The organism is Spirosoma luteum DSM 19990 (assembly GCF_000374065.1).
GTDB classification, from domain to species: Bacteria; Bacteroidota; Bacteroidia; order Cytophagales; family Spirosomataceae; genus Spirosoma; species Spirosoma luteum.
On record NZ_KB893263.1, the window covers coordinates 58,356 to 84,451 of the forward strand.

The window sequence follows — 26,096 nt, forward strand, 5'->3', positions numbered from 1 at the left end:
TAAACAACTACGTGGGTACCAGCCGCTTCGTTTGATGGCTAAGTATATACAAACAGGATGGGCCAATGGGCGATTTACCCTCATTTAATCAGTTCGTCGACTGGCAAGCAGACTATAGATATGTGCGAAATCGCAGCGTTCTGTGCGGAATCGCACATTTTTCTTAACTGTAAATCAGGGTAAGCTATTGATTTTAAGCGTGCTACCTACTGGCACGTTGTTTGGCCATTAATCCAGGAAAAAGAACCTGGTCAATGGATAAAGAACTGGCTCCCGAAGTTATCAGCCGCAACCGCCATCGAAACCTGCTCATTGGGGTGGGGATCGTTGCTGCGCTGTTGCTGGCGATAGGCTGGATGCGTACGGCCCTCAAAACATCGGTTGAGGCCAGTAAAATCCGGACGGCAACAGCGGAGACTGGTCCGGTCGAAAATTCAATTACCGCTTCGGGCGAAGTCATTCCAGCGTATGAGCAGGTATATACCAGTCCCATTCGGGCCAGCATCCGGCGGGTGCTGCTCACCCCCGGTACGGCGGTAAAACCGGGGCAGGCGATTCTGGACCTCGACAAGTCTCTGACCGAAATAGAACGGGAAAAACTAAACGACCAACTGGCCCTGAAACGCAACGGCATTGACCAGCTGCGGATGAAATTAAACAAAAGCCTGTACGATGCCGAAGTAAATGACCAGATAAAACTGCTCAACATCAACCGGCTGCGGGCCGATCTGGAAGGCGCCAAGCGACTGCATAAAGTGGGCGGTAATACAACCGAAGATGTTACCCGCGCCGATAATGCCCTCCGGGTGGCGGAACTGGAGAAAAAACAGCTGGAGAACGACCTGGCCTACAACCGGCAGTCCATGAGTGCCAGTCTGCGCGAAACCACCCTACAGGCCCAGATTGAAGAAAAGAACCTGAAAGAACTGACGCACAAACTTAATCAGGCCAACATTGTGGCCGACCGGCCGGGCGTATTGACCTGGGTCAACGAGAACATCGGTACCTCCGTCAATGAGGGCGAGATGCTGGCAAAGCTGGCCGATTTAGCCAGTTTTAGGGTAGAGGGATCGTGTTCTGATGTGTATGCCGATCAGGTTAAAATAGGCCTTCCCGTGGCGGTCAAAGTCAATGAAACCAGTTTGCGCGGGCTGATTACGCAGGTGAAACCCGCGGTGAAAAATGGAATTGTGCAGTTTGTGGTCCAGCTGGACAACAGCCACCATACCTCCCTGCGGCCAAACATGAAAGTAGATGTGTTTGTCATTACCGACCGGGTAACCAGAGCCGTGCGCGTAGCTAACGGACCAGCTTTTAAAGGTAAGCGAAAGCAGTTTGTGTATGTATTGCCCAAGGGTACCCCGGTAGCGCAGCGACGGGAAATTGAAACGGGCCTGTCGAACTTTGATTATGTGGAAGTAAAGCAGGGCCTTCGGGTGGGAGAACAGGTTATCCTGACCGACCTGAGCCAGTACGAACACCTGGAAGAAATCACGATTGACCCGAAACCGCTGTGAACCGTATCTGCTATCTGCTAATTGGATTATACCAGGTAACGACTGCGCCGGTATGGGCGCAGCCAAAGGCTATAACGCTGGCTGAGGTACTGCAACTGGCCCAGGAGCAGTCCGTAGCGGCCAAACGGGCCAGTACCCAAAAGCGTACCAATTACTGGCAGTTCCGGGCTTTTCAGGCCCAGTTTAAGCCCCAGCTTAGCCTGGACGGCACCCTGCCTAACTTCACCCACTCGTACGTGCAGGTGGTTCAGCCGGATGGCAACATTCGCTTTGAACCGGTATCGTACAACAACTCGATTTTGAACCTGTCGCTCAGCCAGACGATAGCCCCAACGGGCGGAACCATTTTTGTGCAGAAGCAACTCCAGCGATTCGATAATTTTATTCAGGCCAATACGCTTTACAACGGTATTCCGTTCGGTATCGGTCTGTCGCAGCCGCTGTTTCAGTTCAACCCCATGCGCTGGGACCGCCGGATTCAGCCGCTGCTATACGCCGAAGGAAAACAGCAGTTTATCGAGAACCGGGAACAGGTATCATTGACGGCCACTACCCTGTATTTCGATTTACTGGTCGCACAGGTTAATTTGCAGATTGCCGAAACCAACCGGGTAAATAACGATACGCTCTACCAGATTGCCCTGCATAAAGTAGACCTCGGAAAGATTTCGCAAAACGACCTGCTGCAACTCCAACTGAGTGTACTCAATGCCCGGAAAGACCTGGCCTCAGCGCGGCAAACGGCGGCCGTAGTGTCGCTTAGACTCCGGACGTTCATTGGGATTCGTGAGGAGGTTGGCGGGCAGCCACCCCCACTCGAACTGGCCATTCCTGCTCAGATCCCAGCCCTTTTGGTGGATGGTAAACGGGCTTTTGAGGAAGCAGTAGCGAACCGGTCGGGTGCCATTGGCTTTCGGCGACGACTGCTGGAAGCGGAGCGGGACCTGCAAAAAGCGCGTAAAAATAATGGCCTGAATGCTACACTGGTGGCTGGATATGGCCTATCGAACCAGGGGCCCAACCTCCTGGATGTGTACGTTCGGCCGCAGAACCGCGAGTACGTGTCCCTTCAATTTACACTGCCCATTATGACCTGGGGACGAACACAGTCACTGGTTGAAACCGCGAAGGCCAACCGGGAACTGGCGCAGCAAACGGTAGAACAGGATAAGCTAACCTTTGAGCAGGAAATTTTTACGCAGGTAACCTTACTTCAGATGTTAAAAGAGCAGGTAACCCTCACGGCTCAGGCCGATCAGATAGGCCAGCAGCGCTACCAGATTGCGCAGGACCGCTTTAAACTCAGCGACCTCAGCGTAACGGATCTGGGTATTGCCACCCAGGAAAAAGACCGCGCCCGGCGCGATGCCATCCTGGCCCTGCGCGACTACTGGCAGGCATTTTACACCCTTCGATTATTGACCTTATACGATTTTGAAACAAACCGGAAAATTGGGGAAGGAGTGAAGAATAATGAATGAAGAATAGCTGTCTATCAGTTAATTCATCTCAAATCATTCTATTCTTCATTCTTGACCTGAAAAACGTCTTAGCTTCATTCATCACTTATAATTCATTAATAACAAAAATGATCACCCTCCAAAACATCGAAAAAGTATACCGGACCAGCACCATCGAAACGCTGGCCCTGAATAACATCAATTTGAACATTCAAAAGGGCGAGTTTGTGTCCATCATGGGCCCGTCGGGTTGTGGCAAGAGTACCCTGCTGAATGTGATGGGCCTGCTGGACGAACCCTCAAAGGGAACCGTGCAACTCGACGGGCAACCCGTAACGCAGTACCGCGATAAGGAACTGGCCCGGCTGCGCAATCAGAAAATTGGCTTTATTTTTCAGAGCTTTCACCTCATCAACGACCTGACGGTGCTGGATAACGTAGAAATTCCCCTGCTGTACCGGTCCCGGAATGAAGGGTCATCGAACGGTAAGCCACGTGAGGCATACGCCAAAGAAGCACTGGCAAAAGTAGGGCTGAGTAACCGGATGAAGCATTTTCCGAAGCAGTTATCAGGGGGACAAAAACAGCGTGTGGCCATTGCCCGGGCTATTGTGGGCAACCCGGATATTGTTCTGGCCGATGAACCAACGGGTAACCTCGACAGTGTGATGGGCAACGAGATTATGAACATCCTGCAACGGCTGAATGACACTGGAACAACCATTGTGATGGTTACCCACGATGAACAGATGGCTAAACGCACCCACCGGCTGGTAAGGTTATTCGACGGGTCGCAGGTTTTATAAATGTTGAATGATAGAATGACTGAGTGGCTTTGCTTCAGTTACTCAATCATTCTATCATTCAAACACGCAATCATTCAGAATTATGCTAACTAACTACATCAAAATTGCCTGGAAGGTCTTGCTACGGCATCCGTTCTATACCTTTATTACCCTCTTCGGCATTAGCCTGACGCTGACCGTTTTGATGGTGCTGACTTCCTTTGTGGATCATCTCATCGGGGCGCATTACCCCGAAACCAAGCGGGACCGGACGCTGTACATCATGCAGATGGTGCAACGGGATTCGGCCCGGACGGGGCAAAGCTCCGGACCGATGAGTTTTAGGTTTTTGACCGACTACGCCAAATCACTGAAAACTCCCGAACGGGTAACAATCTGCACGTTTGTCAACAGCTCGAACGCGTACGTAGGCTCACAGAAAATTAAACTCAACACCAAGTTTACCGATGCCGATTTCTGGCGGGTAAACGAGTTTGAGTTTTTGGATGGAAAACCCTACAACGAGCAGAATATTGCCAGTGGCGACCATGTGGCGGTTATTACCAACGATTTAAGACGGCAGTATTTCGATACTACGGATGAATCCGTTGTGGGGAAGGATATTGAGATTGAAAATATTCATTATAAAGTAATTGGCGTCGTAAAAAGCAGCCCGTTTACGCGCCCGTTCTCCTACGCCGATGTCTTTTTTCCGTACACGACACCCAAAAGTAACTACCAGAGTAGCGGTATGCGGGGGATGTATGTCGCGATGATACTGGCTACGAACAAATCGGATATGAAAGGCATTCAGGAAGAGTTTCAGAGTCGTATCAATCGCATTCCGGTACCGGGCGTTCAGGATGGGTATAATTACGCGGAAGTGGAAGTAAGAAGTGAGACGTATGCTGAAAACTTTATCGGACCCATTATGAGCGGTGGCCCTGGTTTGCGCACTATATTTTTTGGCATCATCGGGTTTGTTCTGTTCATGCTGTTAGGGTTACCCGCCATCAACCTGGTGAACGTAAATGTTAGTCGCATTATGGAGCGGGCATCCGAAATTGGTATTCGGAAAGCATTCGGCGCACCCGTGAAAACGCTGGTCTGGCAGTTCATTGTGGAGAACATTTTTATTACGTTTATCGGTGGCAGTATCGCTCTGGTACTGACACTGATTACCATTCACCTGATAAATGCCAGCGGCTGGATTGCCTACGCCGATCTCACCATTAACCTGACGGTATTCCTGATCAGCATGCTGGTGTGTCTGATCTTCGGACTCCTGTCGGGGGTATTACCGGCACTCCGTATGGCGAAACTGTCCATTGCCGACGCACTTAAATCCTAATATCTATGATTACTCACTTGTTTAAATTAATCTGGAACAAAAAGAAAAGCCATTCCCTGATGATTGTGGAAATCTGGGCGTCATTTATGGTACTTTTTGGGCTGACTACGCTGATTGTCATCAACGTTGGAAATTATCGGAAACCCCTGGGTTTTGCGTACGAAAACGTATGGGCAATTAGTCTGAAAAATAATCAGGATACTACTGAAGTCGCGAATAAGATACAGCGGATTCTACAAAAGCTGAAGGCCTATCCAGACGTAGAGTCAGCGTCCAGGATGAGCGCCAATTCTCCTTTTTCATCCTACCAGACGAGCAACAGCGTCGAATACGATAAGCGGAAAGTAAGTGTCGATATATATGCTACCGATGAAGAGTTTGCCAAAACGCTTGCCATGCAGACGGTTACCGGGAGTTGGTACCGAAATACGGACAGCGTTGGTAAATACGTACCGATTGTCATCAATCAAAAGGCGAAAGAAGGCCTTTTCGAGGACGAAAATCCGCTGGGCAAGATAATCAGCGAGCGGTATAAGGTGGTGGGTGTGGTGAACACGTTTAAAGCGAAGGGCGAATTTATGACCGATAAACCGGCTATGTTCGAGTTGTTAAAAGCCGACCAGCCCTGGAATAACACCATGCTGATAAAAGTGAAGCCTGGTACCGATGCCGTTTTTGAAGCCCAACTGGTGAAAGAAATTGCCACCATGGTGAAGGGCTGGAGCGTAGAAGTAGATTACTTAACTGACTCCCGGAAAAATCAGCATAACCTGGTGCTGGTTCCGGTAACTATTGCCTCGATTGTATCGGGCTTTCTGCTCATCAACGTCGCCCTGGGTTTGTTCGGCGTATTGAATCTGAGCATTGCCCGCCGGCGGGGAGAGATTGGCCTTCGCCGGGCCTTAGGTGCCACGGGAAGTGGTATCTCCACGCAGTTTATTGGCGAAATCTGGGTGCTGGCCACGTTTGCCCTATTGATAGGCCTGCTGTTTGCTGCCCAGTTTCCGCTGTTGACTGTGTTCGATGTACCACCCAGCATTTACCTAACCGCTATTGGCCTATCCGTCGCTATCATCTACGGAATTGTTACCCTTTGTGCCCTGTTCCCCAGCCGTCAGGCCGCCCTGATTCAACCGGCAGTGGCCTTGCACGAGGAGTAGAGACGCAATACCTTGCGTCTCATATGCGTCAGCAAGAAGACAGAATGATGCCCAAAAACCATCCGGAAGACAAGATGCAACGTATTGCCGCACCGGCGGACCGGTCTCTACTGATCATCGACGACGATATCGCCATTCAGACGTCGCTTTCCCTGCTGTTTCGGAAGGAAGGCTTTGCCGTGCGGGTGGCTGATGGACCGTTCGATGCGTTTGAGGTAATTACCGAAGAAACGCCGGAACTGATCCTGCTCGACATGAACTTCTCCGTCGATACCTCCGGCGACGATGGCCTGCGGCTTTTGCGTCGGCTTCGGGAGCGGCTGCCCAAGGTGCCCGTGATTCTGATTACGGGTTGGGGGAGTATTGATCTGGCCGTGGCCGGGATGAAAGCGGGGGCGAAAGATTTTATCACTAAACCCTGGCAAAACGAGTACCTCGTGCAATCGGTGCGTACGGCGCTGAATCTAGCCAAGGTTACCCCGGTTTCGACCAGCCGTCGACAACTCGACCAGCAGTTTCGGTTCGACAACATTGTGGGGGAGGACCCTAAGCTGCTGGCCATCCTGACCACTATTGGGCGCGTAGCTCCCACCGATGCGCCGGTATTGATTACGGGCGAAAGCGGTACGGGGAAAGAACTTATTGCCGAAGCCATCCACCAGAATAGCCGACGCAGCCACCAGCCCTTTGTGAAAGTCAACCTGGGGGGTATATCGTCGACCCTGTTCGAGAGTGAGTTGTTTGGTCATGTGCGGGGTGCCTTTACCGATGCTAAAACCGACAGGGCGGGTCGGTTTGAACGGGCGCACAAAGGGTCTATCTTTCTGGACGAAATTGGTGATCTGGACCCCGCCAGCCAGGTAAAGTTATTACGGGTATTACAGGACAGAACCTTTGAGCCCCTGGGCAGCAGCAAATCCCGGACGGTGGACGTGCGGGTTATTTGTGCTACCAACCGGAATCTGGAGGAGATGGTGCACCAGGGGCATTTTCGCGAAGATTTATATTACCGCATCAACCTGATTACCGTTCGGTTGCCCGCGCTGCGCGAACGTCCCGGTGATATCCCGCTGCTGGCCAGCTATTTTGTCGACAATCTGAAAGTGATTTACAACCGGCCCGACCTGCGCATGAGCCCCCCGGCGCTGACATGGCTTAAAAACCTGCCCCTGCCGGGCAACATTCGCCAGTTGAAAAATGGCGTTGAGCGCACCGTACTGTTAACTACCAGCAATGAATTGCAGCCAGATGATTTCGAGCAAAATCTCATGCCGGGCAGGGAGTCAGTTTCTACTGCAGCCAGCTCCCTGCCCGACGTGGGTAGCATGACCCTGGACCAAATGGAGTACCAGATGATTCAGCGGGCCATGGTCTTTCACCAGAACCGGGTAGCTAAAGTGGCGCGGGCATTGGGTATTACGCGTTTTGCACTTTACCGTCGATTGGAGAAATTTGGCATTCCGTATACGGAGGAGTAGTTATTACCGCAAGGGCGCAAAGGTTACGGGAAGCACGCCATATAAACCTCAGCACCCACTGCGTAAACCTGTGCGCCCATTGCGATAATCTATGTACCTTCCTTTTCGCATCCGTTACCTGCTTTACATCGGTATTCTTCATGCCTTGCTTGGTGGGTTGCTGTATCTCTTGTTGCGGGAAAACAAACTCCTGTTTATTGGATCGGAAGTAGCCATAGTACTATCAGGGTACGTTGCCATCCAGATCTACCGGGCATTTCAGCAACCGTCGGCATTCATTGCGTCGGGTATTGAAGCTATTCGTGATAAGGACTTTACCGTTAAGTTTGTGCCGACGGGAAACCGGGAAATAGATGAGCTAATCACCGTGTATAACCTGATGATTGACCAGCTTCGGCAGGAGCGTACCCGGCAGGTGGAACAGCAGTTTTTTCTGGAAAAACTCATAGAGGCCGCGCCCATTGCTATCCTGATTTTTGATTTCGACGGGCGTATTGCCTCCATTAACCCCAGGGCCAGTCAACTGCTGTCAGTGTCGTCTGCCGATGTGGTGGGTAAAGAGCTGGGGGAGCTGGGGTATTCCTTACTGGCCCAGCTGGCCGATATGGCCGACGGCGACTCCCGGTTGATGAAGCCCAATGGCCTGGAAACCTATAAGATTCTGCGTTCTACCTTCATGGACCGGGGCTTCCGGCGGTCTTTTCTGATGATTGAGGAGCTGACACCGGAGCTGTTGGTAGCCGAAAAGAAAGCGTACAGCAAAGTAATCCGGATGATGGCCCACGAAGTGAATAATTCTATTGGTGCCGTTAATTCCATTCTGGACAGTGCCATGGCGTACATTCAGGAACCCGACGTGCTGCACGCCATGCAGGTAGCCCTGGACCGTAACAACCGTCTGAATGGCTTCATGCGCCGATTTGCCGATGTGGTGCGCCTGCCCCAGCCCCACCGGCGCACCACCGATCTGGGCAAGATTGTCCGGGATGTTGTGCGACTCATGCAACCTCAGGCCGGGGCCCGTGGGGTTGTGCTTCGGTGCGAAGCCGAGGAGAGTGTGCTACTGTCCATTGATGTTGAACAGATGGAGCAGGTACTGGTCAATGTTATTAAGAACGCCCTCGAAGCCTGCGAACCGGGCCAGTGTGTCGAGGTACTGATGACCGCACCCGTTCTCCGTATCCGGGACAATGGGCAACCTATTCCCGATGCCATTGCCGCTAACCTGTTCAATCCCTTTTATAGCACCAGGCCGGAAGGACAGGGTATTGGCTTGACCCTCACCCGCGAAGTTCTGCTCAACCACCAGTTTTCGTTTTCGCTTAAAACCAATGATGACGGCTGGACGGAATTCCGGATTGAGTTTAAGTAACGGCCGGGTGGCGTAGCCTTGCAGGGCAGAAACCAGTAAAGTGGTCTCGCAGTCAATTTATAAAGAGTCATTGTTCTTTAAAGACGAGGTAAGTGATTGTACGATACCGATACACATAGACAGGAAGGTAAGCAGCCAGGCCGCCAGCGAAACGTATAGGAAAAGACCAGCAATACGTTTCAGGTAAGGTGTTGCTATATAATCTGCCAGGTGCCAGGTACACACTGAATACATACCCACGCAGAAAACAAAGGCCCAGTACTGCGGATGGTACGTCAGCTTAACTTTTTTTACCGTATACCGCCAGATACTAAGTACAACGAGCAGGGGAATCCAGCCGGTACTGGTAGCCCAGGTAAGCAGACTCATCCCGGTCAGCACCGGCTTAAACGCCTGAAACAGGCCCGTCGTATCCAGGTTCTGAATTACCGTAACGCCGGAAAGGGTACTAATCGCAGCAGCCCCCATCATTATCCAGTAAGGCGGCTTAAACGATTCGGCATCGAGTGGCAAAAAGGCCAGCCGATACACGATCAGGGTGATGAGAATAAGATAAAAAACAAGTCCCAGGAAATAAGCCGAAAGGGCAAAAAACAGGAAAGCCTCCGTCCAAACGGTCAAGTGCGGGGCCAGGGTGGCGCCCAGTATGACCAGCGATTGCGTAGCGACAACCAGGAGCAGCCAAACGCCACTAATGCCTTTTTCGACGGGCGGCTTTTCGGTTTGTGTTATGACAAGCGTTAAAAAAGAATAAAGCAGGAGCAACCATACCGCCAGAGCAAACAACCAGAGCAGGGTGGCTGGCAGATAAGTATGCTTAACCAGTGCGTATTGGGTTCCCAGAATGCAGGAACCCGCTACCACAGTGAAAAAGCCAGCCCCTTTCTCATGAGAAGCCAGATCAGCCCGTAGCGCCGGGAAAAAGCCAAAAAAACGAATGCCGAACAGGATAAACAACAGTCCATATTCTACATTGTTAATCCAGAACAACACACTGCTGACCAGCGACAGGTGGAACAAGTTGGCTCCGGTCGAGACGATACCCGTGGCCATCACCAAAGCAAAGTAGGCTGGAAACAACGGTTTAATACCTGCTTTTAACCTGGAGCTAACACTCATGCTCATAATTGATTACGGCTCCGCCAATTTTCGGCAGGGCCGTAACCCGGCAGAATAATAGGACGAATCAGTCGGAAGTTGCTGGCTAATCAGCCGCGATCAGGGTTTGTGGAGCGGCTACCTTGATGCGGGTCAGCAAAAAGGCCAACTGCCGTTTGGTGTCGTCCCGAAACCGGGCACAGGCCTCTTCCAGTTCTTTATCGTGCAACCCCTGCGCTGCCTGAGAAAGCACAATCCAGCACAGTTCAGCTTCATTGGCCATCAGCCACAAATCGTGCAGATCCCGCAGCAGGGCAAGCCCTCCGCTACGGGGCTCGTCGAAGAGAGACTGCATCAGGCGTTCCGGCTCATCGCTTTTCTCCTCCGAATAGCGCTCAACAAAGGGTTTTAGCTCGTTTACGTGCTTTTCCGACCAGGTAGCCAGCAACTGGCAGACCTGTTCAATATCAGGTTCGTCTTTGTGGTGATCTGCCACTTGCCTGAGTGCTTTGGTCAGTTCCTGTTCGCTGTCATGCGCCAGCGCAATGTAGTTACCGATATGCATAGCTGAGCTCGGGTTAGATTTTACGGATACGCACGGCGGCATATTTGTAGTGGGGCTGCTTGCTGACAGCATCCCATTCGGTAATGGTTAACTCATTGGCCGCCCGTTTTCGACCGGGTTCATCCCAATAGCCGTAATGAAAGGGAATAAACACCAGCCCCGGCTCAATATCGCCCACCAGCACGGGTTCAGTGACCGTACCCCGCCGGGAAGCTACCTCAACCATATCACCGGTTTTCAGGCCGTAGCGCGCGGCATCTTCGTCGGATACCTGCACGAACGCGTCCGGGGCTGCTTCATTGAGTTGTCTCGACCGGCCCGTTTTGGTTCGGGTATGGAAATGGTACACCAGCCGACCCGTAGTAAGCCAGAGCGGATACTCCTCGTCGGGTTCTTCGTGCGGAGGCTCATAGTCCACACCCTTCAGGAACGCTTTACCCTTTGGGTCTTTAGCCTTGTATTCCTCCTGGGTAACAGCCGCGCCCGTTACCAGGTCGTGGCCGTAGGTCTCGCAGTAATCAACATTGGTATTGAAAACCCCGTCCTCGTACAGATGATGTTTGCCATCAGGATACTGCTCGTTGCAGGGCCATTGAATCCCGCTGCCTTCACTCAGTTTAGCGTAGCTCATGCCAGTATAATCGCAGGGTCGGCCGCGGGTGCATTCTTTCCACGCTTCAAAGCATTCTTCGGGAGTTTTCCATTTTATGAGCGGGCCGCCGTCTTTATCCCGAAAATCCATCCGTCGGGCGTAATCCAGGAAAATTTCGAAATCAGGTTTAGCTTCGCCCGGTGGGTCAACAGCTTTGTGCGATATATGGACCGTCCGGTCCACATTGGTGAATGTGCCGGTTTTTTCGCCCCAGATAGCCGCCGGAAGCACGACATCGGCATACTTAGCGGTTTCAGTCATAAAGGCATCCTGCACCACAACGAACAGGTTCTCCTGTTGCAAAATCGAACGGACACGTTCCAACTGGGGCAGGGAAACGGCCGGATTGGTCCCGCTAATCCACAGCATGTTGATGGAGCCTTTCTCGGCGTACCGCCAGATTTGCATGGCATGGGTTGGGGGCGACCAGTGCGGAATGATGTCGGAGTCGATATTCCAGAGCGTGGCCAACTGTTCGATATGCGCCTTGTTTCCCCAGTTCCGGAAAGCAGGCAGGTCACCATCCGCTCCGCATTCGCGCGTGTTCTGAGCCGTGGGCTGCCCGTTCATCTGGTAAATACCACTGCCCGGATGGCCAATCAGGCCACGAATCAGATGCAGGTTGTTGACCTGCACAGCAGCTGCCGTAGCCTGCATGGACTGGTAAACACCCTGAAGAACCGTAGAAACCAGCGTTTTAGCCGTTCCCAGTATCTGAGCGGCTTCCCGAAGTTTCCCGGCCGGTACGCCCGTAAGCGCTTCAACACGCTCCGGCGACCAGTGCGAAACGATTTCTTTTAACTCCTCGAAGCCAATCGTGTGGGCATCTATAAAGTCCTGGTTAATGTGGCCCGCCTGAATGATCAAATTCAGCAGGCCATTCATAACCGGCACGTTCGTACCGACCCTGGGAGCCAGGTGAACGGTTGCTTTCCTGGCCGTGAAGGTCTCCCGAGGGTCAATGACTACTAGTTTGGGCGGATTTTTACCGGCTAAGCGGTCCAGAATCCGCATCCACAGGACGGTTTGCTGAGAGGCTATATTATGGCCTATGTGCAGGATGGCTTCGGTCGTATCGAGGTCGGTATAGGAGCCGGGCTGCCCATCGGACCCAAACGAAACTTTTAGCGCGGCTGCGGCCGTAGCCGTGCACAGGCGGGTGTTTCCGTCCATGTGGGGTGTTCCCAGTCCCGCCTTTCCCAGTACCCCCAGGGTGTAGTACTCTTCCAGGAAGAGCTGTCCGCTGGTATAAAATCCGATACCCAGCGCTGTTTTTTTGCTGATGATATCCTTGGAACGCTGAACCATCAGGTCCATAGCTTCATCCCAGCTAGCCTCTTCCAGTTTACCATTACGACGAATCAGGGGTTTGGTAAGTCGGTCCTGGCTGTTGTTAGCCACCCAGCCGTGGAGCCCTTTGGGGCCAAGCCGCCCATGATTGACGGCATCGACAGCCCGGCCCCGCACGCCCACAATCCGGCCGTCTTTCACGCCAATGTCCATACCGCAACCATTGGAGCATAACACGCAGGCCGACTGCACCCAATGATCCGGCTCTTCTTCGGTTTTTTCATCGACTCGTACGGGCCAATGGCCTTCGTAAGGTTTTCGCTCACCCCAAATGTCCTTAATACTGTCGCGGGTCTGTTCCATACGGGTCTGTAAAAGCAGAAAAGAAATACGAGTCTGAGAAGCTATTGGCGTTAATCGCTTTGGCCTGACAAGGCGTCCTTAGCCAGGGGTACCAGTCCAATCACTAAACCAGATTGGCTCTGAGAGTAACCGGGTCAGGCGGGCCTGGTGTTATTACTGGAGTGAGTAGTTAGCCAACGGCCCAGGCTATATGGTCTGATGCATGGCTGCGAAGCGCAGCCTTACTCCTTGAGGAATAGTAGTTACGGCAACGATTTGGTCATGACTAAAGATGACTGACTTGTCGGGGAGGACGTTATATTTGTACGGATATAACGCTACCTTCCGGCTACCGTATGAAAAACCTGCCAGTACGCATTTTCTTAACCAACCGGGCCGTTTTAATCCTGCTCATCATACTTTGGGCTGTACCAATGCGGAGTTGGGCCCAGGCGGTATTGACCATTTCCGGCGACGTAACGAAACCGATTACACTTCAGGAAACGGAGGTGAAGAGCATGCCTCACATCGAGGTGACAGCTAAGGACCACGATGGCAAAGAACACCGGTATGCAGGCGTGGCACTGGTTGACCTCCTCAAACAGGCGGGAACTCCGCTGGGGGGCGAATTGAGAGGGAAAAACCTGCGGAAATTTGTGTTGGTCAAAGGGGCAGATGAGTATGAGGTGCTGTTTGCGCTCCCCGAACTCGATCCTGATTTTGCTACTCAGACCATTTTGCTGGCCGACGCCGTGGATGGCGCACCGTTAGTGCCGGGTGCGGGGCCGTATCGGGTGGTGGTACCCGAAGAAAAAAGGCCAACCCGCTGGGTTAGGAACGTAAAATCAATCGAGGTACGATTGGCTCTCTGAATTGACCGGTATAAAATGGATACCATCACGCATGAAAAAACTACTTATTCTGCTTCTTTTTTGCCCTTTTACCCTGTTCGCGCAACCCCTTCGGGTGGCGGTGGCTGCCAACGCACAGTTTGTTATTGAACAATTGAAAGTGGCCTTTCAGAAAAAGACCGGCACGCCACTGGAATTGATTGTTAGTTCATCCGGTAAGCTTACAACCCAGATTCAGCAGGGTGCCCCGTACGACGTTTTTCTATCGGCCGATATGGAATACCCCCAAACGTTACACGAAGCAGGATTGACAACAGCCGCGCCGGTGGTATATGCCTATGGTTCGCTGGTAGTATGGACCCTGAGTGACCTGCCCCTCAATGCCGATCTGCGCGTATTGGCAAACCCCGCTGTTCGGCATATTGCCATTGCCAATCCGGCTACGGCTCCCTACGGCAAAGCGGCTGTTTCCTTCCTCAAATACAGAAAACGACTGGACCCGGTAAAGGCCAAGATTGTGTATGGCGAAAGTATTGCACAGGTGAATCAGTACGTATTGACGGGGGCGGCTGAGGTTGGATTTACGGCCAAATCGGTGGTGCTGGACCCAACACTCACCAAACGCGGGCACTGGATTGACCTCCCCACCACGGGGTATTCACCCATTGCGCAGGGCGTAGTCATACTCAAGCGGACGGGCCAGTCCAAAGCGGCCCGACAGTTTGTGCAGTTTTTGCGTAGTCCGGATGCCCGACGTATTTTGCAACAGTTTGGCTACCGTTCGCCCGCATCCTGATTTAATACCCACTAGCTCATGCCCATCGACTGGGACCCCATCTGGCTGACATTACGCCTGGCTGGCATCACCACCTTACTACTGCTGCTGATTGGTATACCGCTGGCGAGTTGGCTGGCGCTGAGCCGGTTCAGGCTCAAACCGATGGTCGAAGCCCTCATCAGCCTGCCGCTGGTGTTGCCGCCATCGGTCGTGGGGTTTTACCTGCTACTCGCGTTCAGTCCGACCAGTGCGTTTGGGGCCTGGTTGCTACAAACGGTTGATCTGCAACTGATTTTTTCGTTCGAGGGGCTGGTGGTGGCGTCGTTGCTGTACAGCTTGCCGTTTATGGTGCATCCCATTCAGGCGGGGCTGGAAAACCTGCCCGTTTCCTGGCGTGAGGCATCCTACACGCTGGGGCAGTCGCCGGTCAGAACGATAGTTCGGGTGCTGTTGCCCAACTGCAAACCCGCCCTGCTGACGGGCATTGTGCTGACGTTTGCCCATACCATTGGCGAGTTTGGCCTGGTGCTGATGATAGGAGGGAACCTGCCCGGTCAGACCAGAGTAGCCTCTATTGCCATTTATGACGAGGTTGAACTGCTGCACTTCGATACCGCCCACGCCTATGCTGCCCTGTTGCTGGCGATTTCCTTCGCCATCCTGCTGCTGGTGTACGGGATCAATAAACGCGTAACGGTATGATTCACATTGATGTAATACTACCGCGTCTGTTTGCCGAAGGAGCCACCGAACTCAACGTGCAGATTGAACTGGAGTTGGGTGGCCTAACGGCTTTGGTCGGCCCATCTGGTTCCGGGAAAACTACCCTGCTGCGGCTGTTGGCTGGATTGGAAACGCCCCGCTCGGGCCGAATCACGGTCGATGGAGCCGTGTGGTATGACAAAGAGGAGGGTGTCAACCTACCCCCTCAGCAACGGGCCATCGGATTTGTGTTTCAGGATACGGCCCTCTTTCCGAATATGACTGTCCGGGAGAATATTGCCTATGCAGCCCCGGGCGGGCAGCCGGGACTCGTAGAGGAGTTGATCGAGGGGACGGGTCTGGAACCATTCCTCAACCGGAAGCCGGGCCGGTTGTCGGGGGGGCAGCGGCAACGGGTAGCACTGGCCCGGGCACTGGTACGGCGGCCCCGACTTTTGCTGCTGGATGAACCGTTTGCTGCACTGGATACTCACTCCAGTCACCAACTACAGCAGGTGCTGGTAAAACTCCATCAGCAATGGCAAACGACCACGCTGCTGGTTAGTCACCATGATGCGGATGTTCAGGCACTGGCCGACCGGGTTATTCGCCTGGTAGAGGGCCACGTTCAAACGGATGAACGGATTGGAAGCCGTATGCCCGATCCATTGATGCACGAGCGCATTAAGCAGATTGAGTACGACGAAAACCGGCAGGTGTGGGTCATTGAAACGGCCAATTCACGGCTGCAATCGACCAATCCGGCCTGGAGTCAATTTAAGGTAGGGGATGAGGTGCAACTAGCGGGGAAAACGCAACGTACAAATGGCGGTTTTAATTTATAAGCCGCTTATATTCAGATGCTTATATGGGTATGGTAGTGAACTATTGATGGCGATGGGGTGTTTTATATGTACGACTCTCAACGTACCTAATGCCCGACTTTAATCCCTCTTTGATACTCTATACCGCCGACGCGCTCAACGAACGGGGCGAAGCAGTACGGACCCGTTTTCCGGATGCTGAAACGCTGCAGATAAAGCAGCACAACCGACTGCCGGAGTTGGGCATGAACCACTTCAAGGTGAAATCCGATGTGCTGGTGCTGGGAAAACTCAAAACGCAGGACATAAAATGGAGTGGCCGAAGCTCGGATTATATCGCGCCAAGTCTGGCCAATGGCTGTTTTGGCGCCTGTACCTATTGTTACGTGGACCGGCACAAAAACGTGAATCCCATTACCCTGTTTACCAACATTGACGAGAACCTGGCAAGCGTTGATGCCCACGTGAACGCTTTGGACTGGCCTAAACCTGCCAACCAGACCGACCCAGCCTACTGGACGTATGATATTGGCTGTAACTCCGATATATCCATCGACTATGGTCTGACGGATGGTATTGAGCAGGTATTTTCCTTTTACCGCGACCATCCCCGGGCCAAGGCCACGTTTGCCACCAAATTTGTAAACCCCGCCCTGCTCGATTTCAACCCACAGCGCAAAGTCCGAATCCGGTTTAGTTTGATGCCCAGTCATGTGAGTAAACTGGTCGATGTGCGTACCGATAGTATCGAAAAACGGCTGGCGGCCATCAACGATTTTTACGATGCGGGGTACGAAGTACACGTTAATTTTTCCCCCGTCATCGTGTATAGTGGTACTGATGGCGACCCGAAAGCGTGGCGTAATGACTACCGTGACCTGTTTCGCCAGCTCGAAGCGGCTGTTCGGCCCGATGTGCAGGCGCAACTTCAGTGCGAAGTTATCTTCCTGACGCACAACCAATGGCAGCATCAGGCTAACCTGGCTATCAACCCTAAGGCAGAAGAGCTACTGTGGGCACCAGCGTTGCAGGAAAGTAAGGTAAGTCAGTTTGGCGGCTGGAATATCCGGTACCGGCACCAGATGAAACGGCAGATGATAACCGTTTTTGAACAACTGCTGCGGGACGAGATACCCTGGTGTACCATTCGTTATATCTTCTGACCGCACGAGCGGCCTCATGGGGTTTAATGGCTATGTTGTTTTACGTACTCGTCCATCGAGAAACGGCCGGAACCGATGACCAGAAACAACAGCAGCAGCGTAAGGACGAAAGCTGACAACCACAGCTCCGAATTCAGGGGCGAGAAACCCTGCCGGATGTTTACAAAGAAAAGGGCACCAACCAGTATCGGAAGCTGTAACAGCACCATCAGACGGGTCAGGCAACCCAGGGCAATCAGCAGTCCGCCCATCAAATGCGCGAAGGCAACGTAATGGACAATCATTACCGGCCACAGGCTGAAATGTAGCCCTCCTACCAGGTTGGCCAGGTAAGCGGTATCACTAATAAAACTCACTCCCTTCAGCACCAGAATAATGCCCAGTACAATGCGCAGGCCATCGGTCCAGGCGGGGTGATGGGTGTCGCCCCAGTGTTCGACGCGATTTAATACGTTCATAGCTATACGAGTTTAGAGATTCCTGAACGAATATAAAAGGATGGGTGCGAAAAAGCAAGCTGATTTTTAGCTAGTTAGTGCCTGAAAAAGGAATGAAACAGCCCTGCGCAGTACCCAGCCCGATGCCCCTGACGTACGGCCAACAGTGGTGTTCGGTATACGGTGTATTGTTGGCCAACGCATCAGCCTAAAAAGACATGCGTCAGCCAACAGTGAGTGTACCGAATACCCTTATCTTTGGGGTGGTTATGAAAACTAAATCTACCTCAAAAGCGTCCTTCACGGCTCCTACACTAACATTCATGCGTGACCTGGTTACTAATAATAACCGGGAGTGGTTCCACGCCAATCGCCCTCGTTATGAGGCTGCCAAAGCCGAACTATTCACCGTGGTAGAACGGGTGCTGGCGGGGTTAAGTCCCTTTGAGCCGCTGGCCAATACTGCCGTAAAAGACTGTGTCTTTCGCATAAACCGCGACATCCGATTCGCCAAAGATAAAGCCCCTTATAAATCGAATCTGGCGTTTGCCATTGGTCCCGGCGGGCGGCACTCCGGCCGGATTGATTACTACGTGCATATCCAGCCGGGAAATAAATCGTTTTTGGGCGCGGGCATGTGGAATCCCACCCCGGCTAACCTGGCCAAGTTTCGGCAGGAAGTGGACTACAATGCCGCCGAGTTGAAAGCTATCATTGAAGCCGATGCGTTTTCAGAGTATTTCCCCGAAGCATCCGGCGAGGTGATGAAAACAACGCCTAAAGGATACCCTGCAGATCATCCCGAAATAGAATTGCTGCGTCGGAAGGAATTGTTCTTTATGCATCGCTTCACGGATAAAGAGGTGCTGAAACCCAACTTTGCCGATGATATTGTACAGGGTTGCCGGCTTATAAAGCCCTACTGTGATCTGTTAAATTATCTCTTTTTCGATGAGAAAGAGGAAGGACCTACGTTGTAGCGTTGGCAGTCCTGGGGTTTTGCCAACCCAGAGCCTTATGTACCTCCCGTGTGTCTGGTGCGGCTAGCTTATCCGAAAAGTTTATAGACTCTACCCCTTTTTCTGGACGAAACCCAGTTGAAATATGATGATATGGTACAGTCTGAATGGATAATCATACCGTTTTTCTTGACATAACTAGTCTAGTCTATTACTTTAAGTTACTAGTAGATAGTATATTATAATTAATAGAAAATATTTGTTTATTAATATATTTTGTGTGTGATGATTTAACTTCGTTTATTTACCGTCGGTCGTACCAGGTAATAAATATTTTTTACGTTTATTTCTATTTATCTTTTTAACGGTATCAATTCGGTAAATCGACCTTTTTTTCTGGTACGAACTTTGCTTTAGTACAGTATACACTAACTCCCAAACTGTATCATGTTTAAGATTCGTATCATTGTTACTACTACCCTTACAACGGCAGATGTACAAAAGGCAACCGCCTGGACTGTTCTGGTGGGAGCTACCGCTCTTTTCTGGTATGGTGTTTCCAATCTCGTCTTTTAGAGGCTTACGGTAACACGTTTTGAGCATTCCCTCAACGGTGTCTGAACCCGGCTCCGGGTTTCATTCCTGCGTTTCAGCACCGTTGCTGGCCCGGGCTGTTTTGGACTGCCTCTGGTAAACAAACACATGCCCCGCTAACGCTGTCCTTCAGCGCAACTGGTTCTGCTACTCCCTACCGGTTTTTACCTCCGGACAATTAAGGTTGTTCGGTCTTTCGTTGGTTGGTAGCCTCCTGTACAGTGGGTTACAACTGCCCCCATAGATCTGGTTCAATTCCTGCACTTTTTACGGCAACAGAAGTAGTCCTTTACTTTTCAGTAGAGTGACCCTGCCTTGTTCCTTTATAGGGACAATGGTATGGTGTACATCAGCACCAGTAGCCTAATAATCGAGGTAACTGTACATGGACAAACTACTGGCACAATCCCGTTGGTATCGACTGCTGCCTGTCGCTTTTATCACCTATAGTCTGGCGTACCTGGACCGGGCCAATTTTGGGTTCGGGGCTGCCAGCGGTATGGCAGAAGATCTGCATATCACGCCCGCGATGTCGTCGCTGTTGGGCTCGCTTTTCTTCCTGGGTTATTTCTTCTTCCAGGTTCCGGGGGCGGTGTACGCCGAGAACCGGTCTGCCAAAAAACTCATATTCTGGTCGCTTATTTTGTGGGGAGGGCTGGCTATGGCCACCGGTATAATCAGCAACGTAAACGCCCTGATTGGTATTCGCTTCATGCTGGGCGTGGTCGAAAGTGCGGTGATGCCGGCCATGCTGCTTTTTCTGAGTCGGTGGTTCACCAAAAAGGAGCGGTCGCAGGCAAATACATTTCTGATTCTGGGTAACCCGGTCACTATTCTGTGGATGTCGGTGCTGTCGGGTTATCTTATTCAGGCGGTGGGCTGGCGATGGATGTTCATCCTGGAAGGGCTTCCTGCCATAATCTGGGCTTTTTTCTGGTGGCGGCTGGTAGACGATAAACCTGAGGATGCCAGCTGGCTCACCCGGCCCGAAAAACAGGGACTGGCGGTCCAGCTGGAAAAGGAGCAGCAGGGGATAAAACCCGTTAAAAATTATGCTGAAGCGTTTAAATCCCGCGTCGTTATTTTGCTGAGTTTCCAGTACGCGTTGTGGAGTATCGGCGTATACGGGTTCGTTATGTGGCTACCGTCCATCCTGAATGCGGCTCCCGATATGAACATCGTCAAAACCGGCTGGCTATCCGCAGTGCCGTACGTACTGGCCATTATTGGTATGCTGGGAGCTTCGTATTTTTCGGATAAAACCCTGAACCGGAAAGCCTTCGTCTGGCCTTTTCTGCTGGTGGGGGCTGTTGCCTTTTACGGGTCTTACCTGGTTGGCCCGGATAACTTCTGGCTATCGTTTGTGTTGCTCATCCTGGCCGGGGGGGCTATGTACGCCCCATACGGTCCTTTTTTTGCAATCATCCCCGAAATTCTGCCCCGAAATGTGGCGGGGGGAGCTATGGCCCTTATCAACAGTTTCGGAGCGCTGGGTTCCTTTATTGGTGCCTACATTGTCGGTTATCTGAACGGTACAACCGGTGGGTTTGGGGCTTCCTACCTTTTCATGGCGGGGTCCCTGTTTCTGGCGGCAATCATTACCCTTATAGCAGTGAAAAAACCGGCCTCACTTGAAACCCCGGAGTCGGCATCGGTCAGGCTGGCATAAACTGGAGTACGGAACCGCAATCCCCAAGTTATCAACGACCTGACCGGATTGGCCCATTAATTGACCTTAATCAGGTCGATGGTGAACACCAGAATGGAGTTTGCCGGAATGCCATTCTGCTCCTGCGAACCGTAGGCCAGGCTGGGCGGCAGGTAAAGCGTGATACTGCCACCGGGTGCCACCAGCGGAATTCCTTCCTGCCAGCCAACGATGAGTTGATTCAATCCGAAGCTAACGCCCCTGCCACTATCGAACTCCTCGCCATTTGTTAGTTTGCCCGCGTAATTGACCGTTACGCTGGAGCACACGGTTGGCTTTGTGCCCGACCCGGCCTTCTGAACACTATAATAAAAGCCCCGCTTATCGGCAGTGGCATTGATATTGTTCGTTTCGATATACTGCTTCAAGGTGGAAACCTCTTCGAGTGGAGCTTCGGTTGTAACGGTGGTTTGGGTGCAGGGTGTGTCGGCTTGCTGGCAACCACCCAGGAACAGGGCGCAGAGCAGCAGGATAAATCCATATTTTTTCATTCGTAACAGCCCAGCGGGCAGGCTTATTTTATTCGTTGCAGACTGACTGTCGGAACAGCCGTTCCGGTCCATTCAGTTCACGTACGGACGGTATTCGTGCCGGTTTTATCCGCTTTCCAGGAATAGCTCACGATAGGAAACGCGTTAACCTGTTCGGCACCAGTTATTAACGGAGTGAGTACCCTACCCGGATAAGGTAGTTAGTCGATTATTGGTAGTAGGGAATTGATGGGTACCGAAATCATTCAGCGTAGCCTGTACAGTCTGCGCCAGTTGTTGTCATTCTCCCCCGACTTTCTGACCATCGGGGCGGGCACAGAATAGGTAATTCCACCGGGCGATTTGCCTGGTTTCCTGTCGTTTTAATTCCAGCGGGGGTTCGTAATCAGCATGAGCAGAAAAAACAGACCAGCCAATAGACCAGGTATGGCCAGCACGCATAATAACGCCGTTGCCCAGCGCTGTTGCTGATGAGTCTGTAGCCAGTAGCTACCCAGCAGGATTGCTCCCAAACCCCCCAGTATCAGGAACCACAATCCGGCATTGAACGAGGAAACGCTGCCATCGGCCAGGCCAACAAAAAAGAAACCGAGGAAGATGAGTGCCAGGGCACCATCGAAGGCCCATAAGACCCGGAAAAATGTCATGGATAAACCAGTAAGGAAAGCACCGAAAACGGGTAAACGCTCATAAAGCTACTGTCATTGGACAGCGTTATGGCAAGGGCATTTATCGAACGGTGATGGTCTTTCTGTACGGGTCAAACCCACGCTACTCCCTTACGGAGTAAGAGCAGCGTTTCTTCCTCCCGGCTGCCGGGTTCGGGATTGAAATCGTAAATCCAGTTGGCCTGTGGGGGCATACTCATTAAAATGGACTCGGTACGCCCGTTTGTTTCCAGGCCAAACCGGGTACCCCGGTCCCAAACCAGGTTGAACTCCACGTACCGGCCCCGACGCAGCAGCTGCCAGTTTTTTTCACGCTCGCCAAAAGGCAACTGGTAATTCTGCTGCATGAAGTGCGTATAGATAGGAGCGAAGCTATTTCCGATATCCAGAACGAAGGCAAACAGATCGGCTTTGTGCGCAGCATGCTCTGGTTTCAGGTAATCGAAAAAGATGCCGCCAACACCCCGTGTTTCCTGCCGGTGCGGAATGTAAAAATAGTCATCGGCCCAGGGCTTGAATTTTGGATAGTAGTCGGCACTATGGCGGTCACAAACCGTTTTTAGGGACTGGTGAAACCACCGGGCATCGTCGGCCAACACGTAATGCGGAGTGAGGTCAATGCCTCCACCAAACCAGTTGTGTCCGGTACTCATCTCAAAATACCGAACGTTCATGTGAATAATGGGCACTAGTGGGTTGCGCGGGTGCAGCACAATGGAAACCCCCGTTGCGTAGAACGTAGGCGGTGCTTCGGCGGGCGAATTCGTTATGTTCAGCGCACGCAGCGTCGCTTCCGTTGCTTCGCCGTGTACCGCCGAAAAACCGACGCCCCCTTTCTCGATAATAGTGCCTTCTGTGAGGGTACGTGAGCGGCCACCACCACCACCCGGTCGTTGCCAGGCATCTTCCCGAAATGTGCCGGTACCATCTGCTTTTTCGAGTGCCTGACAGATCCGGTCCTGCAACTCCATGAAGGCCGCCGAAATGGTTTCTTTCGTTAGTGTCTGTTCTGATGTCATATGCAGCACAAAGATACAACAGGATTACTCCGACAGCTTGAGGGCGTAGCGTACCGGACGAGGTTTATCGATGAGCAGCAGCAGCCCCCGCTCCGCCAGTTGACGCAGTAGTTTGCCCGCCCGATAGGCTGAAATGTTGATGAGTTTGGCAAAGCGGTCGGCGGTGATAAAATCGTTTTTTCGCAGGTATTGAATCAACGTGCGGGCCATGGGCGATTTTAATAATTCCCGATTGGCAGTATCGGCGGTAATAATCAGATTATTCGTTGGGATTGATTTGTCTTTTGCCCGAACATAAATCGTCCGTTTACCTGAATCATCAACGAGATAGTGGGGTTTTTCGGTACTCTCGGGAACGGTAATGATCAGGACAATCCGGCCATCGGGCGACAGCCTTTCATAACTGACGGACAGGGCTGGCTGAATCAATCGGTCGGTGGCATCTTCAAGTTTTTCGACTTCCTTAAATTCCGATGAAACGCCCTTTATTTTACCATCATCAGCAATACCAATCAGCAAGATTCCTCCCGATGTATTGGCAAAAGCAGCCAGCGTGCGGGCTATCCGGCTGGCTGCCGAAAGCTGACGTTTAAATTCTAAACGGGTATGTTCACCCTGTGCAATTAATTCGTCCAGTTGACTGCGATCCATAGTCAGAAAACTGCTTGTAGCCCGTGTTGTTTCCAACTAATTTTTGGACTGGCAGCATCAATTGTTAACGGACGAAAATAGCGTAGTTTAGGCGGAACTAATACGGCCATTGTTTTTTCTGTAAAGAAATTATCAGCCGGTTTCGTACTGATTTCGGGGTAATGATTGTCTACTTCCTTGGTAGGGTTACTAGTTTTTTTTATTAAGGGTACCATAGTATAAACGAAGCGAATAAAAACGCAGGACACAACGTCCTGCGTTTTTATTCGCTTCGTTTATACTTTAGACTGAAAACGGATTAAGTAACCGTATTTTGCTCCGCAGTTGCGGCAGCACGCTTACGGCCGCGGGGCTTTCCGGTATACGCTGCTTTTGGGGTGTCGCTGGCTAATTTCAATTCAAATCCCTGTACATTACCATCATAATCAAATGGTTTAACCGTAAATGTATGTTTGGTATTGGAATAATCGATACCCCCTTTCTGAAGAATATAAGGCAGCGAAATGCTGTAACTTTTAGCGGCTTTCTCCAGTTCGAATACTTCCTCCTGCCCGCTGGTACCGGGAACCAGAAAGAGCGATTTTATTTTCCGCTTGCCTTCCTGCGTACCTACTTTAAACCAGCTATCCTGCGGATCGAATCCTAATTGATCGATTGTTTTATTCGGAAATACAACCTTGCCGGCTGTTGAAATATAGCCGGTAGCTGGCGTAGGTTTAGCTTCCGTTTTCGTCTTGCTCTGTTTGGTTTCGCTATTCTCGTTTTGAGAAAAGAATCGAATTTGCTTTGCTTTCATTCGATAATATATGTTAAGTTCTGGGATACTGAAAACGCAAATATAATAAGTCTTACTACTAAATAAGGCAATCGATTTGATTAACACTGGTTTTTTATTCTATTCAGCTGTTTTTTCGTATAAATAATAAAAATGTACCTCAATGGATACTATATTTTCTGGAATTTTTATGAAAAATGGCCCGTATTGAATGAAAACAAAAGGGGTAATTAAATCAAATAAATCAGCCAATTAATGCGCTTTATTTTGGTGACGAAATAAAATGGATGCATTTCCTGCACAACAATTTCGTGCTGTTGTTACTACCGTATAAAAAATAAAACTCCTCAACACAAATGTGTGCTGAGGAGTGGTGAATTGTGTGGAGACGGAGACTCCAGAACCTACGCTAAAATACGACCTAACGAACTATCAAAACTGCCTGTAAAACAATCAGTTAACTTTTTCAGAGTTAAACAAAAAATCATATAATAAAGTAAGAGCCTGTTTAAAAACGGGCATGTAAGCTTAAAAAAGTAGAATCAGCCTATCTTGTGGGTTAATCCGACCGCAACGGCGGCCCGGCAAAGATGTACCCCACAGACCTGACTGATTCTGCCTGGCAAGTTATTGAAGAAATCCTGGCTGACAAGCGTAAACGCAAATATTCACTGCGTGCCATCCTTAACGCGCTACTGTATTTGACCAAAACCGGCTGTCAGTGGCGACTGATGCCCAATGATCTGCCACCCTGGCCCTTGTGCTACTATTACTTCTGGAATCGGAGCGCCGAAGCGATGGCGCAATGATGGCACCGCTCCGGCGGCCCGGCTGGGAACGACTCAACAAATCGCTAGTAGAACGCAGGCGAAAGGATGCGAATCGGGAAAAATCACCTAGTCTTGGTGTGATTGATTCCCAGAGTGTTAAGTGTAGTGAATGGGGTGTAGTGCCGAAAGGATTCGACGGAAATAAAAAGGTGAACGGACGAAAACGGCACATCGTCGTCGATACGCTGGGACTGGTTCTGGTAGTAGTGGTTCATGCCGCCAATCAACATGACAGTCCAGCAGCTCGTCTGGTACTGACTGCGCTTGCCCGACAGGGGTATGATCGGATGAGTAAAATACTGGCTGATAGTGCCTACGGTAAGGAGTTGGCCCGTTGGGTTAAAACGTCACTGGGCTACATCTTGGAAGTGGTGAAAGTGAGTGAGTTGGGCGGCTTCCAGCCGGGCCGCCGGTGCGGTGGTGCCCATGCGCTGGAAGGTGGAACGAACTTTTGCCTGGATGAATTGGTCTCGGCGGCTTAGTAAAGACTATGAGTGTGGCGTAACTTCTCACGAGTCCTTCGTCTATTTATCCAACATTAACCGGATGCTCAAGCATTTTTAAACAGGCTCTAAA

26 protein-coding genes are annotated in these 26,096 nt (G+C 51.3%); 17 read left to right on the forward strand and 9 right to left on the reverse strand.

Features of this window, described 5'->3' with window-relative positions; translation table 11 throughout:
• The first annotated feature begins 254 nt into the window (after window positions 1-254).
• The 7 genes from B156_RS0116595 to B156_RS0116625 all read left to right on the forward strand — a co-directional run bounded on the left by B156_RS0116595 (window position 255) and on the right by B156_RS0116625 (window position 9,123).
• The gene (locus B156_RS0116595) at window positions 255-1,517 is read left to right on the forward strand and encodes an efflux RND transporter periplasmic adaptor subunit (protein WP_018620884.1); all 1,263 of its coding nucleotides are present in this window, start codon (window positions 255-257) and stop codon (window positions 1,515-1,517) included.
• Window positions 1,514-2,998, forward strand: coding sequence for a TolC family protein (locus B156_RS29330; RefSeq protein WP_018620885.1), 1,485 nt, complete (start codon window positions 1,514-1,516; stop codon window positions 2,996-2,998). The genes B156_RS0116595 and B156_RS29330 overlap by 4 nt, the downstream gene beginning before the upstream one ends.
• A gap of 107 nt (window positions 2,999-3,105) precedes the next feature.
• Window positions 3,106-3,783 (forward strand): ABC transporter ATP-binding protein, encoded by a 678-nt coding sequence (locus tag B156_RS0116605; RefSeq protein ID WP_018620886.1) that lies wholly within the window; start codon window positions 3,106-3,108, stop codon window positions 3,781-3,783.
• Window positions 3,784-3,865: 82 nt separating this feature from the next.
• Entirely contained in the window at window positions 3,866-5,113 is a 1,248-nt protein-coding gene (locus tag B156_RS0116610) for an ABC transporter permease (RefSeq protein ID WP_018620887.1), read from the forward strand.
• A 5-nt stretch (window positions 5,114-5,118) separates the two neighbouring features.
• The gene (locus tag B156_RS0116615) at window positions 5,119-6,273 is read left to right on the forward strand and encodes an ABC transporter permease (RefSeq protein ID WP_018620888.1); all 1,155 of its coding nucleotides are present in this window, start codon (window positions 5,119-5,121) and stop codon (window positions 6,271-6,273) included.
• Between the two features lie 74 nt (window positions 6,274-6,347).
• A complete protein-coding gene (locus tag B156_RS0116620) occupies window positions 6,348-7,751 on the forward strand; it encodes a sigma-54-dependent transcriptional regulator (protein ID WP_018620889.1) in 1,404 nt (467 codons plus the stop codon).
• Window positions 7,752-7,842: 91 nt separating this feature from the next.
• Complete coding sequence (locus B156_RS0116625) at window positions 7,843-9,123, forward strand: sensor histidine kinase (protein ID WP_018620890.1); 1,281 nt, start codon at window positions 7,843-7,845, stop codon at window positions 9,121-9,123.
• Between the two features lie 57 nt (window positions 9,124-9,180).
• Here the strand turns inward: B156_RS0116625 and B156_RS0116630 are convergent, their stop codons facing one another.
• The 3 genes from B156_RS0116630 to B156_RS0116640 form a co-directional block, all read right to left on the reverse strand.
• On the reverse strand, window positions 9,181-10,242 hold the full coding sequence (locus B156_RS0116630) for a tellurite resistance/C4-dicarboxylate transporter family protein (RefSeq protein WP_018620891.1): 1,062 nt from the start codon (window positions 10,240-10,242) through the stop codon (window positions 9,181-9,183).
• Between the two features lie 85 nt (window positions 10,243-10,327).
• Window positions 10,328-10,786 carry a hypothetical protein gene (locus B156_RS0116635; protein WP_018620892.1) on the reverse strand — a complete coding sequence of 153 codons (459 nt, stop codon included), beginning with the start codon at window positions 10,784-10,786 and terminating at the stop codon, window positions 10,328-10,330.
• 13 nt (window positions 10,787-10,799) lie between these two features.
• On the reverse strand, window positions 10,800-13,091 hold the full coding sequence (locus tag B156_RS0116640) for a molybdopterin oxidoreductase family protein (protein WP_018620893.1): 2,292 nt from the start codon (window positions 13,089-13,091) through the stop codon (window positions 10,800-10,802).
• A 335-nt stretch (window positions 13,092-13,426) separates the two neighbouring features.
• On the opposite strand from B156_RS0116640, the gene B156_RS0116645 reads away from it, so the two are divergent.
• From B156_RS0116645 to B156_RS0116665, 5 genes are all read left to right on the forward strand, one after another.
• Entirely contained in the window at window positions 13,427-13,942 is a 516-nt protein-coding gene (locus B156_RS0116645) for a molybdopterin-dependent oxidoreductase (RefSeq protein WP_018620894.1), read from the forward strand.
• Between the two features lie 31 nt (window positions 13,943-13,973).
• Window positions 13,974-14,717 carry a molybdate ABC transporter substrate-binding protein gene (gene modA, locus B156_RS0116650; RefSeq protein ID WP_018620895.1) on the forward strand — a complete coding sequence of 248 codons (744 nt, stop codon included), beginning with the start codon at window positions 13,974-13,976 and terminating at the stop codon, window positions 14,715-14,717.
• An 18-nt stretch (window positions 14,718-14,735) separates the two neighbouring features.
• Window positions 14,736-15,401, forward strand: coding sequence for a molybdate ABC transporter permease subunit (gene modB / locus B156_RS0116655; RefSeq protein ID WP_018620896.1), 666 nt, complete (start codon window positions 14,736-14,738; stop codon window positions 15,399-15,401).
• On the forward strand, window positions 15,398-16,246 hold the full coding sequence (locus tag B156_RS0116660; protein WP_018620897.1) for an ATP-binding cassette domain-containing protein: 849 nt from the start codon (window positions 15,398-15,400) through the stop codon (window positions 16,244-16,246). The genes modB and B156_RS0116660 overlap by 4 nt, the downstream gene beginning before the upstream one ends.
• Before the next feature lie 89 nt (window positions 16,247-16,335).
• The gene (locus tag B156_RS0116665; protein ID WP_018620898.1) at window positions 16,336-17,388 is read left to right on the forward strand and encodes a spore photoproduct lyase family protein; all 1,053 of its coding nucleotides are present in this window, start codon (window positions 16,336-16,338) and stop codon (window positions 17,386-17,388) included.
• A 23-nt stretch (window positions 17,389-17,411) separates the two neighbouring features.
• Here the strand turns inward: B156_RS0116665 and B156_RS0116670 are convergent, their stop codons facing one another.
• Window positions 17,412-17,846: a DoxX family protein gene (locus B156_RS0116670; RefSeq protein ID WP_018620899.1), complete on the reverse strand. Its 435-nt coding sequence runs from the start codon at window positions 17,844-17,846 to the stop codon at window positions 17,412-17,414.
• 248 nt (window positions 17,847-18,094) lie between these two features.
• On the opposite strand from B156_RS0116670, the gene B156_RS0116675 reads away from it, so the two are divergent.
• From B156_RS0116675 to B156_RS0116680, 3 genes are all read left to right on the forward strand, one after another.
• Window positions 18,095-18,805 carry a DUF2461 domain-containing protein gene (locus B156_RS0116675; RefSeq protein ID WP_026260872.1) on the forward strand — a complete coding sequence of 237 codons (711 nt, stop codon included), beginning with the start codon at window positions 18,095-18,097 and terminating at the stop codon, window positions 18,803-18,805.
• Window positions 18,806-19,231: 426 nt separating this feature from the next.
• Window positions 19,232-19,360: a hypothetical protein gene (locus B156_RS32405; RefSeq protein WP_281167512.1), complete on the forward strand. Its 129-nt coding sequence runs from the start codon at window positions 19,232-19,234 to the stop codon at window positions 19,358-19,360.
• A 403-nt stretch (window positions 19,361-19,763) separates the two neighbouring features.
• Entirely contained in the window at window positions 19,764-21,047 is a 1,284-nt protein-coding gene (locus B156_RS0116680; RefSeq protein ID WP_018620901.1) for an MFS transporter, read from the forward strand.
• 56 nt (window positions 21,048-21,103) lie between these two features.
• Here B156_RS0116680 and B156_RS0116685 read toward each other — a convergent pair whose 3' ends face one another.
• The 5 genes from B156_RS0116685 to B156_RS0116710 form a co-directional block, all read right to left on the reverse strand.
• The gene (locus B156_RS0116685) at window positions 21,104-21,577 is read right to left on the reverse strand and encodes an FKBP-type peptidyl-prolyl cis-trans isomerase (protein WP_026260873.1); all 474 of its coding nucleotides are present in this window, start codon (window positions 21,575-21,577) and stop codon (window positions 21,104-21,106) included.
• A 362-nt stretch (window positions 21,578-21,939) separates the two neighbouring features.
• Window positions 21,940-22,224 (reverse strand): hypothetical protein, encoded by a 285-nt coding sequence (locus B156_RS0116690; protein WP_018620903.1) that lies wholly within the window; start codon window positions 22,222-22,224, stop codon window positions 21,940-21,942.
• Between the two features lie 113 nt (window positions 22,225-22,337).
• Window positions 22,338-23,264 (reverse strand): oxygen-dependent coproporphyrinogen oxidase, encoded by a 927-nt coding sequence (gene hemF / locus B156_RS0116695; RefSeq protein WP_018620904.1) that lies wholly within the window; start codon window positions 23,262-23,264, stop codon window positions 22,338-22,340.
• A gap of 24 nt (window positions 23,265-23,288) precedes the next feature.
• A complete protein-coding gene (locus tag B156_RS0116700) occupies window positions 23,289-23,915 on the reverse strand; it encodes an AlbA family DNA-binding domain-containing protein (protein WP_018620905.1) in 627 nt (208 codons plus the stop codon).
• A 298-nt stretch (window positions 23,916-24,213) separates the two neighbouring features.
• On the reverse strand, window positions 24,214-24,711 hold the full coding sequence (locus tag B156_RS0116710) for a hypothetical protein (protein WP_018620907.1): 498 nt from the start codon (window positions 24,709-24,711) through the stop codon (window positions 24,214-24,216).
• A gap of 569 nt (window positions 24,712-25,280) precedes the next feature.
• Between B156_RS0116710 and B156_RS30360 the strand changes: the two genes are divergently transcribed.
• Window positions 25,281-25,499, forward strand: coding sequence for an IS5 family transposase (locus tag B156_RS30360; RefSeq protein ID WP_018620585.1), 219 nt, complete (start codon window positions 25,281-25,283; stop codon window positions 25,497-25,499).
• The gene (locus tag B156_RS30365; RefSeq protein ID WP_157627053.1) at window positions 25,451-26,002 is read left to right on the forward strand and encodes a transposase; all 552 of its coding nucleotides are present in this window, start codon (window positions 25,451-25,453) and stop codon (window positions 26,000-26,002) included. The genes B156_RS30360 and B156_RS30365 overlap by 49 nt, the downstream gene beginning before the upstream one ends.
• Window positions 26,003-26,096: the final 94 nt, after the last annotated feature.

Bases quoted from the DNA above. Each gene is read 5' to 3' on its own strand.
- B156_RS0116595 (WP_018620884.1), top strand. From the start codon at position 255: ATGGATAAAGAACTGGCTCCCGAAGTTATCAGCCGCAACCGCCATCGA.
- B156_RS0116605 (WP_018620886.1), top strand. From the start codon at position 3,106: ATGATCACCCTCCAAAACATCGAAAAAGTATACCGGACCAGCACCATC.
- B156_RS0116610 (WP_018620887.1), top strand. From the start codon at position 3,866: ATGCTAACTAACTACATCAAAATTGCCTGGAAGGTCTTGCTACGGCAT.
- B156_RS0116615 (WP_018620888.1), top strand. From the start codon at position 5,119: ATGATTACTCACTTGTTTAAATTAATCTGGAACAAAAAGAAAAGCCAT.
- B156_RS0116620 (WP_018620889.1), top strand. From the start codon at position 6,348: ATGCAACGTATTGCCGCACCGGCGGACCGGTCTCTACTGATCATCGAC.
- B156_RS0116625 (WP_018620890.1), top strand. From the start codon at position 7,843: ATGTACCTTCCTTTTCGCATCCGTTACCTGCTTTACATCGGTATTCTT.
- B156_RS0116630 (WP_018620891.1), bottom strand. From the start codon at position 10,242: ATGAGTGTTAGCTCCAGGTTAAAAGCAGGTATTAAACCGTTGTTTCCA.
- B156_RS0116635 (WP_018620892.1), bottom strand. From the start codon at position 10,786: ATGCATATCGGTAACTACATTGCGCTGGCGCATGACAGCGAACAGGAA.
- B156_RS0116640 (WP_018620893.1), bottom strand. From the start codon at position 13,091: ATGGAACAGACCCGCGACAGTATTAAGGACATTTGGGGTGAGCGAAAA.
- B156_RS0116645 (WP_018620894.1), top strand. From the start codon at position 13,427: ATGAAAAACCTGCCAGTACGCATTTTCTTAACCAACCGGGCCGTTTTA.
- modA (WP_018620895.1), top strand. From the start codon at position 13,974: ATGAAAAAACTACTTATTCTGCTTCTTTTTTGCCCTTTTACCCTGTTC.
- modB (WP_018620896.1), top strand. From the start codon at position 14,736: ATGCCCATCGACTGGGACCCCATCTGGCTGACATTACGCCTGGCTGGC.
- B156_RS0116660 (WP_018620897.1), top strand. From the start codon at position 15,398: ATGATTCACATTGATGTAATACTACCGCGTCTGTTTGCCGAAGGAGCC.
- B156_RS0116665 (WP_018620898.1), top strand. From the start codon at position 16,336: ATGCCCGACTTTAATCCCTCTTTGATACTCTATACCGCCGACGCGCTC.
- B156_RS0116670 (WP_018620899.1), bottom strand. From the start codon at position 17,846: ATGAACGTATTAAATCGCGTCGAACACTGGGGCGACACCCATCACCCC.
- B156_RS0116675 (WP_026260872.1), top strand. From the start codon at position 18,095: ATGAAAACTAAATCTACCTCAAAAGCGTCCTTCACGGCTCCTACACTA.
- B156_RS32405 (WP_281167512.1), top strand. From the start codon at position 19,232: ATGTTTAAGATTCGTATCATTGTTACTACTACCCTTACAACGGCAGAT.
- B156_RS0116680 (WP_018620901.1), top strand. From the start codon at position 19,764: ATGGACAAACTACTGGCACAATCCCGTTGGTATCGACTGCTGCCTGTC.
- B156_RS0116685 (WP_026260873.1), bottom strand. From the start codon at position 21,577: ATGAAAAAATATGGATTTATCCTGCTGCTCTGCGCCCTGTTCCTGGGT.
- B156_RS0116690 (WP_018620903.1), bottom strand. From the start codon at position 22,224: ATGACATTTTTCCGGGTCTTATGGGCCTTCGATGGTGCCCTGGCACTC.
- hemF (WP_018620904.1), bottom strand. From the start codon at position 23,264: ATGACATCAGAACAGACACTAACGAAAGAAACCATTTCGGCGGCCTTC.
- B156_RS0116700 (WP_018620905.1), bottom strand. From the start codon at position 23,915: ATGGATCGCAGTCAACTGGACGAATTAATTGCACAGGGTGAACATACC.
- B156_RS0116710 (WP_018620907.1), bottom strand. From the start codon at position 24,711: ATGAAAGCAAAGCAAATTCGATTCTTTTCTCAAAACGAGAATAGCGAA.
- B156_RS30360 (WP_018620585.1), top strand. From the start codon at position 25,281: ATGTACCCCACAGACCTGACTGATTCTGCCTGGCAAGTTATTGAAGAA.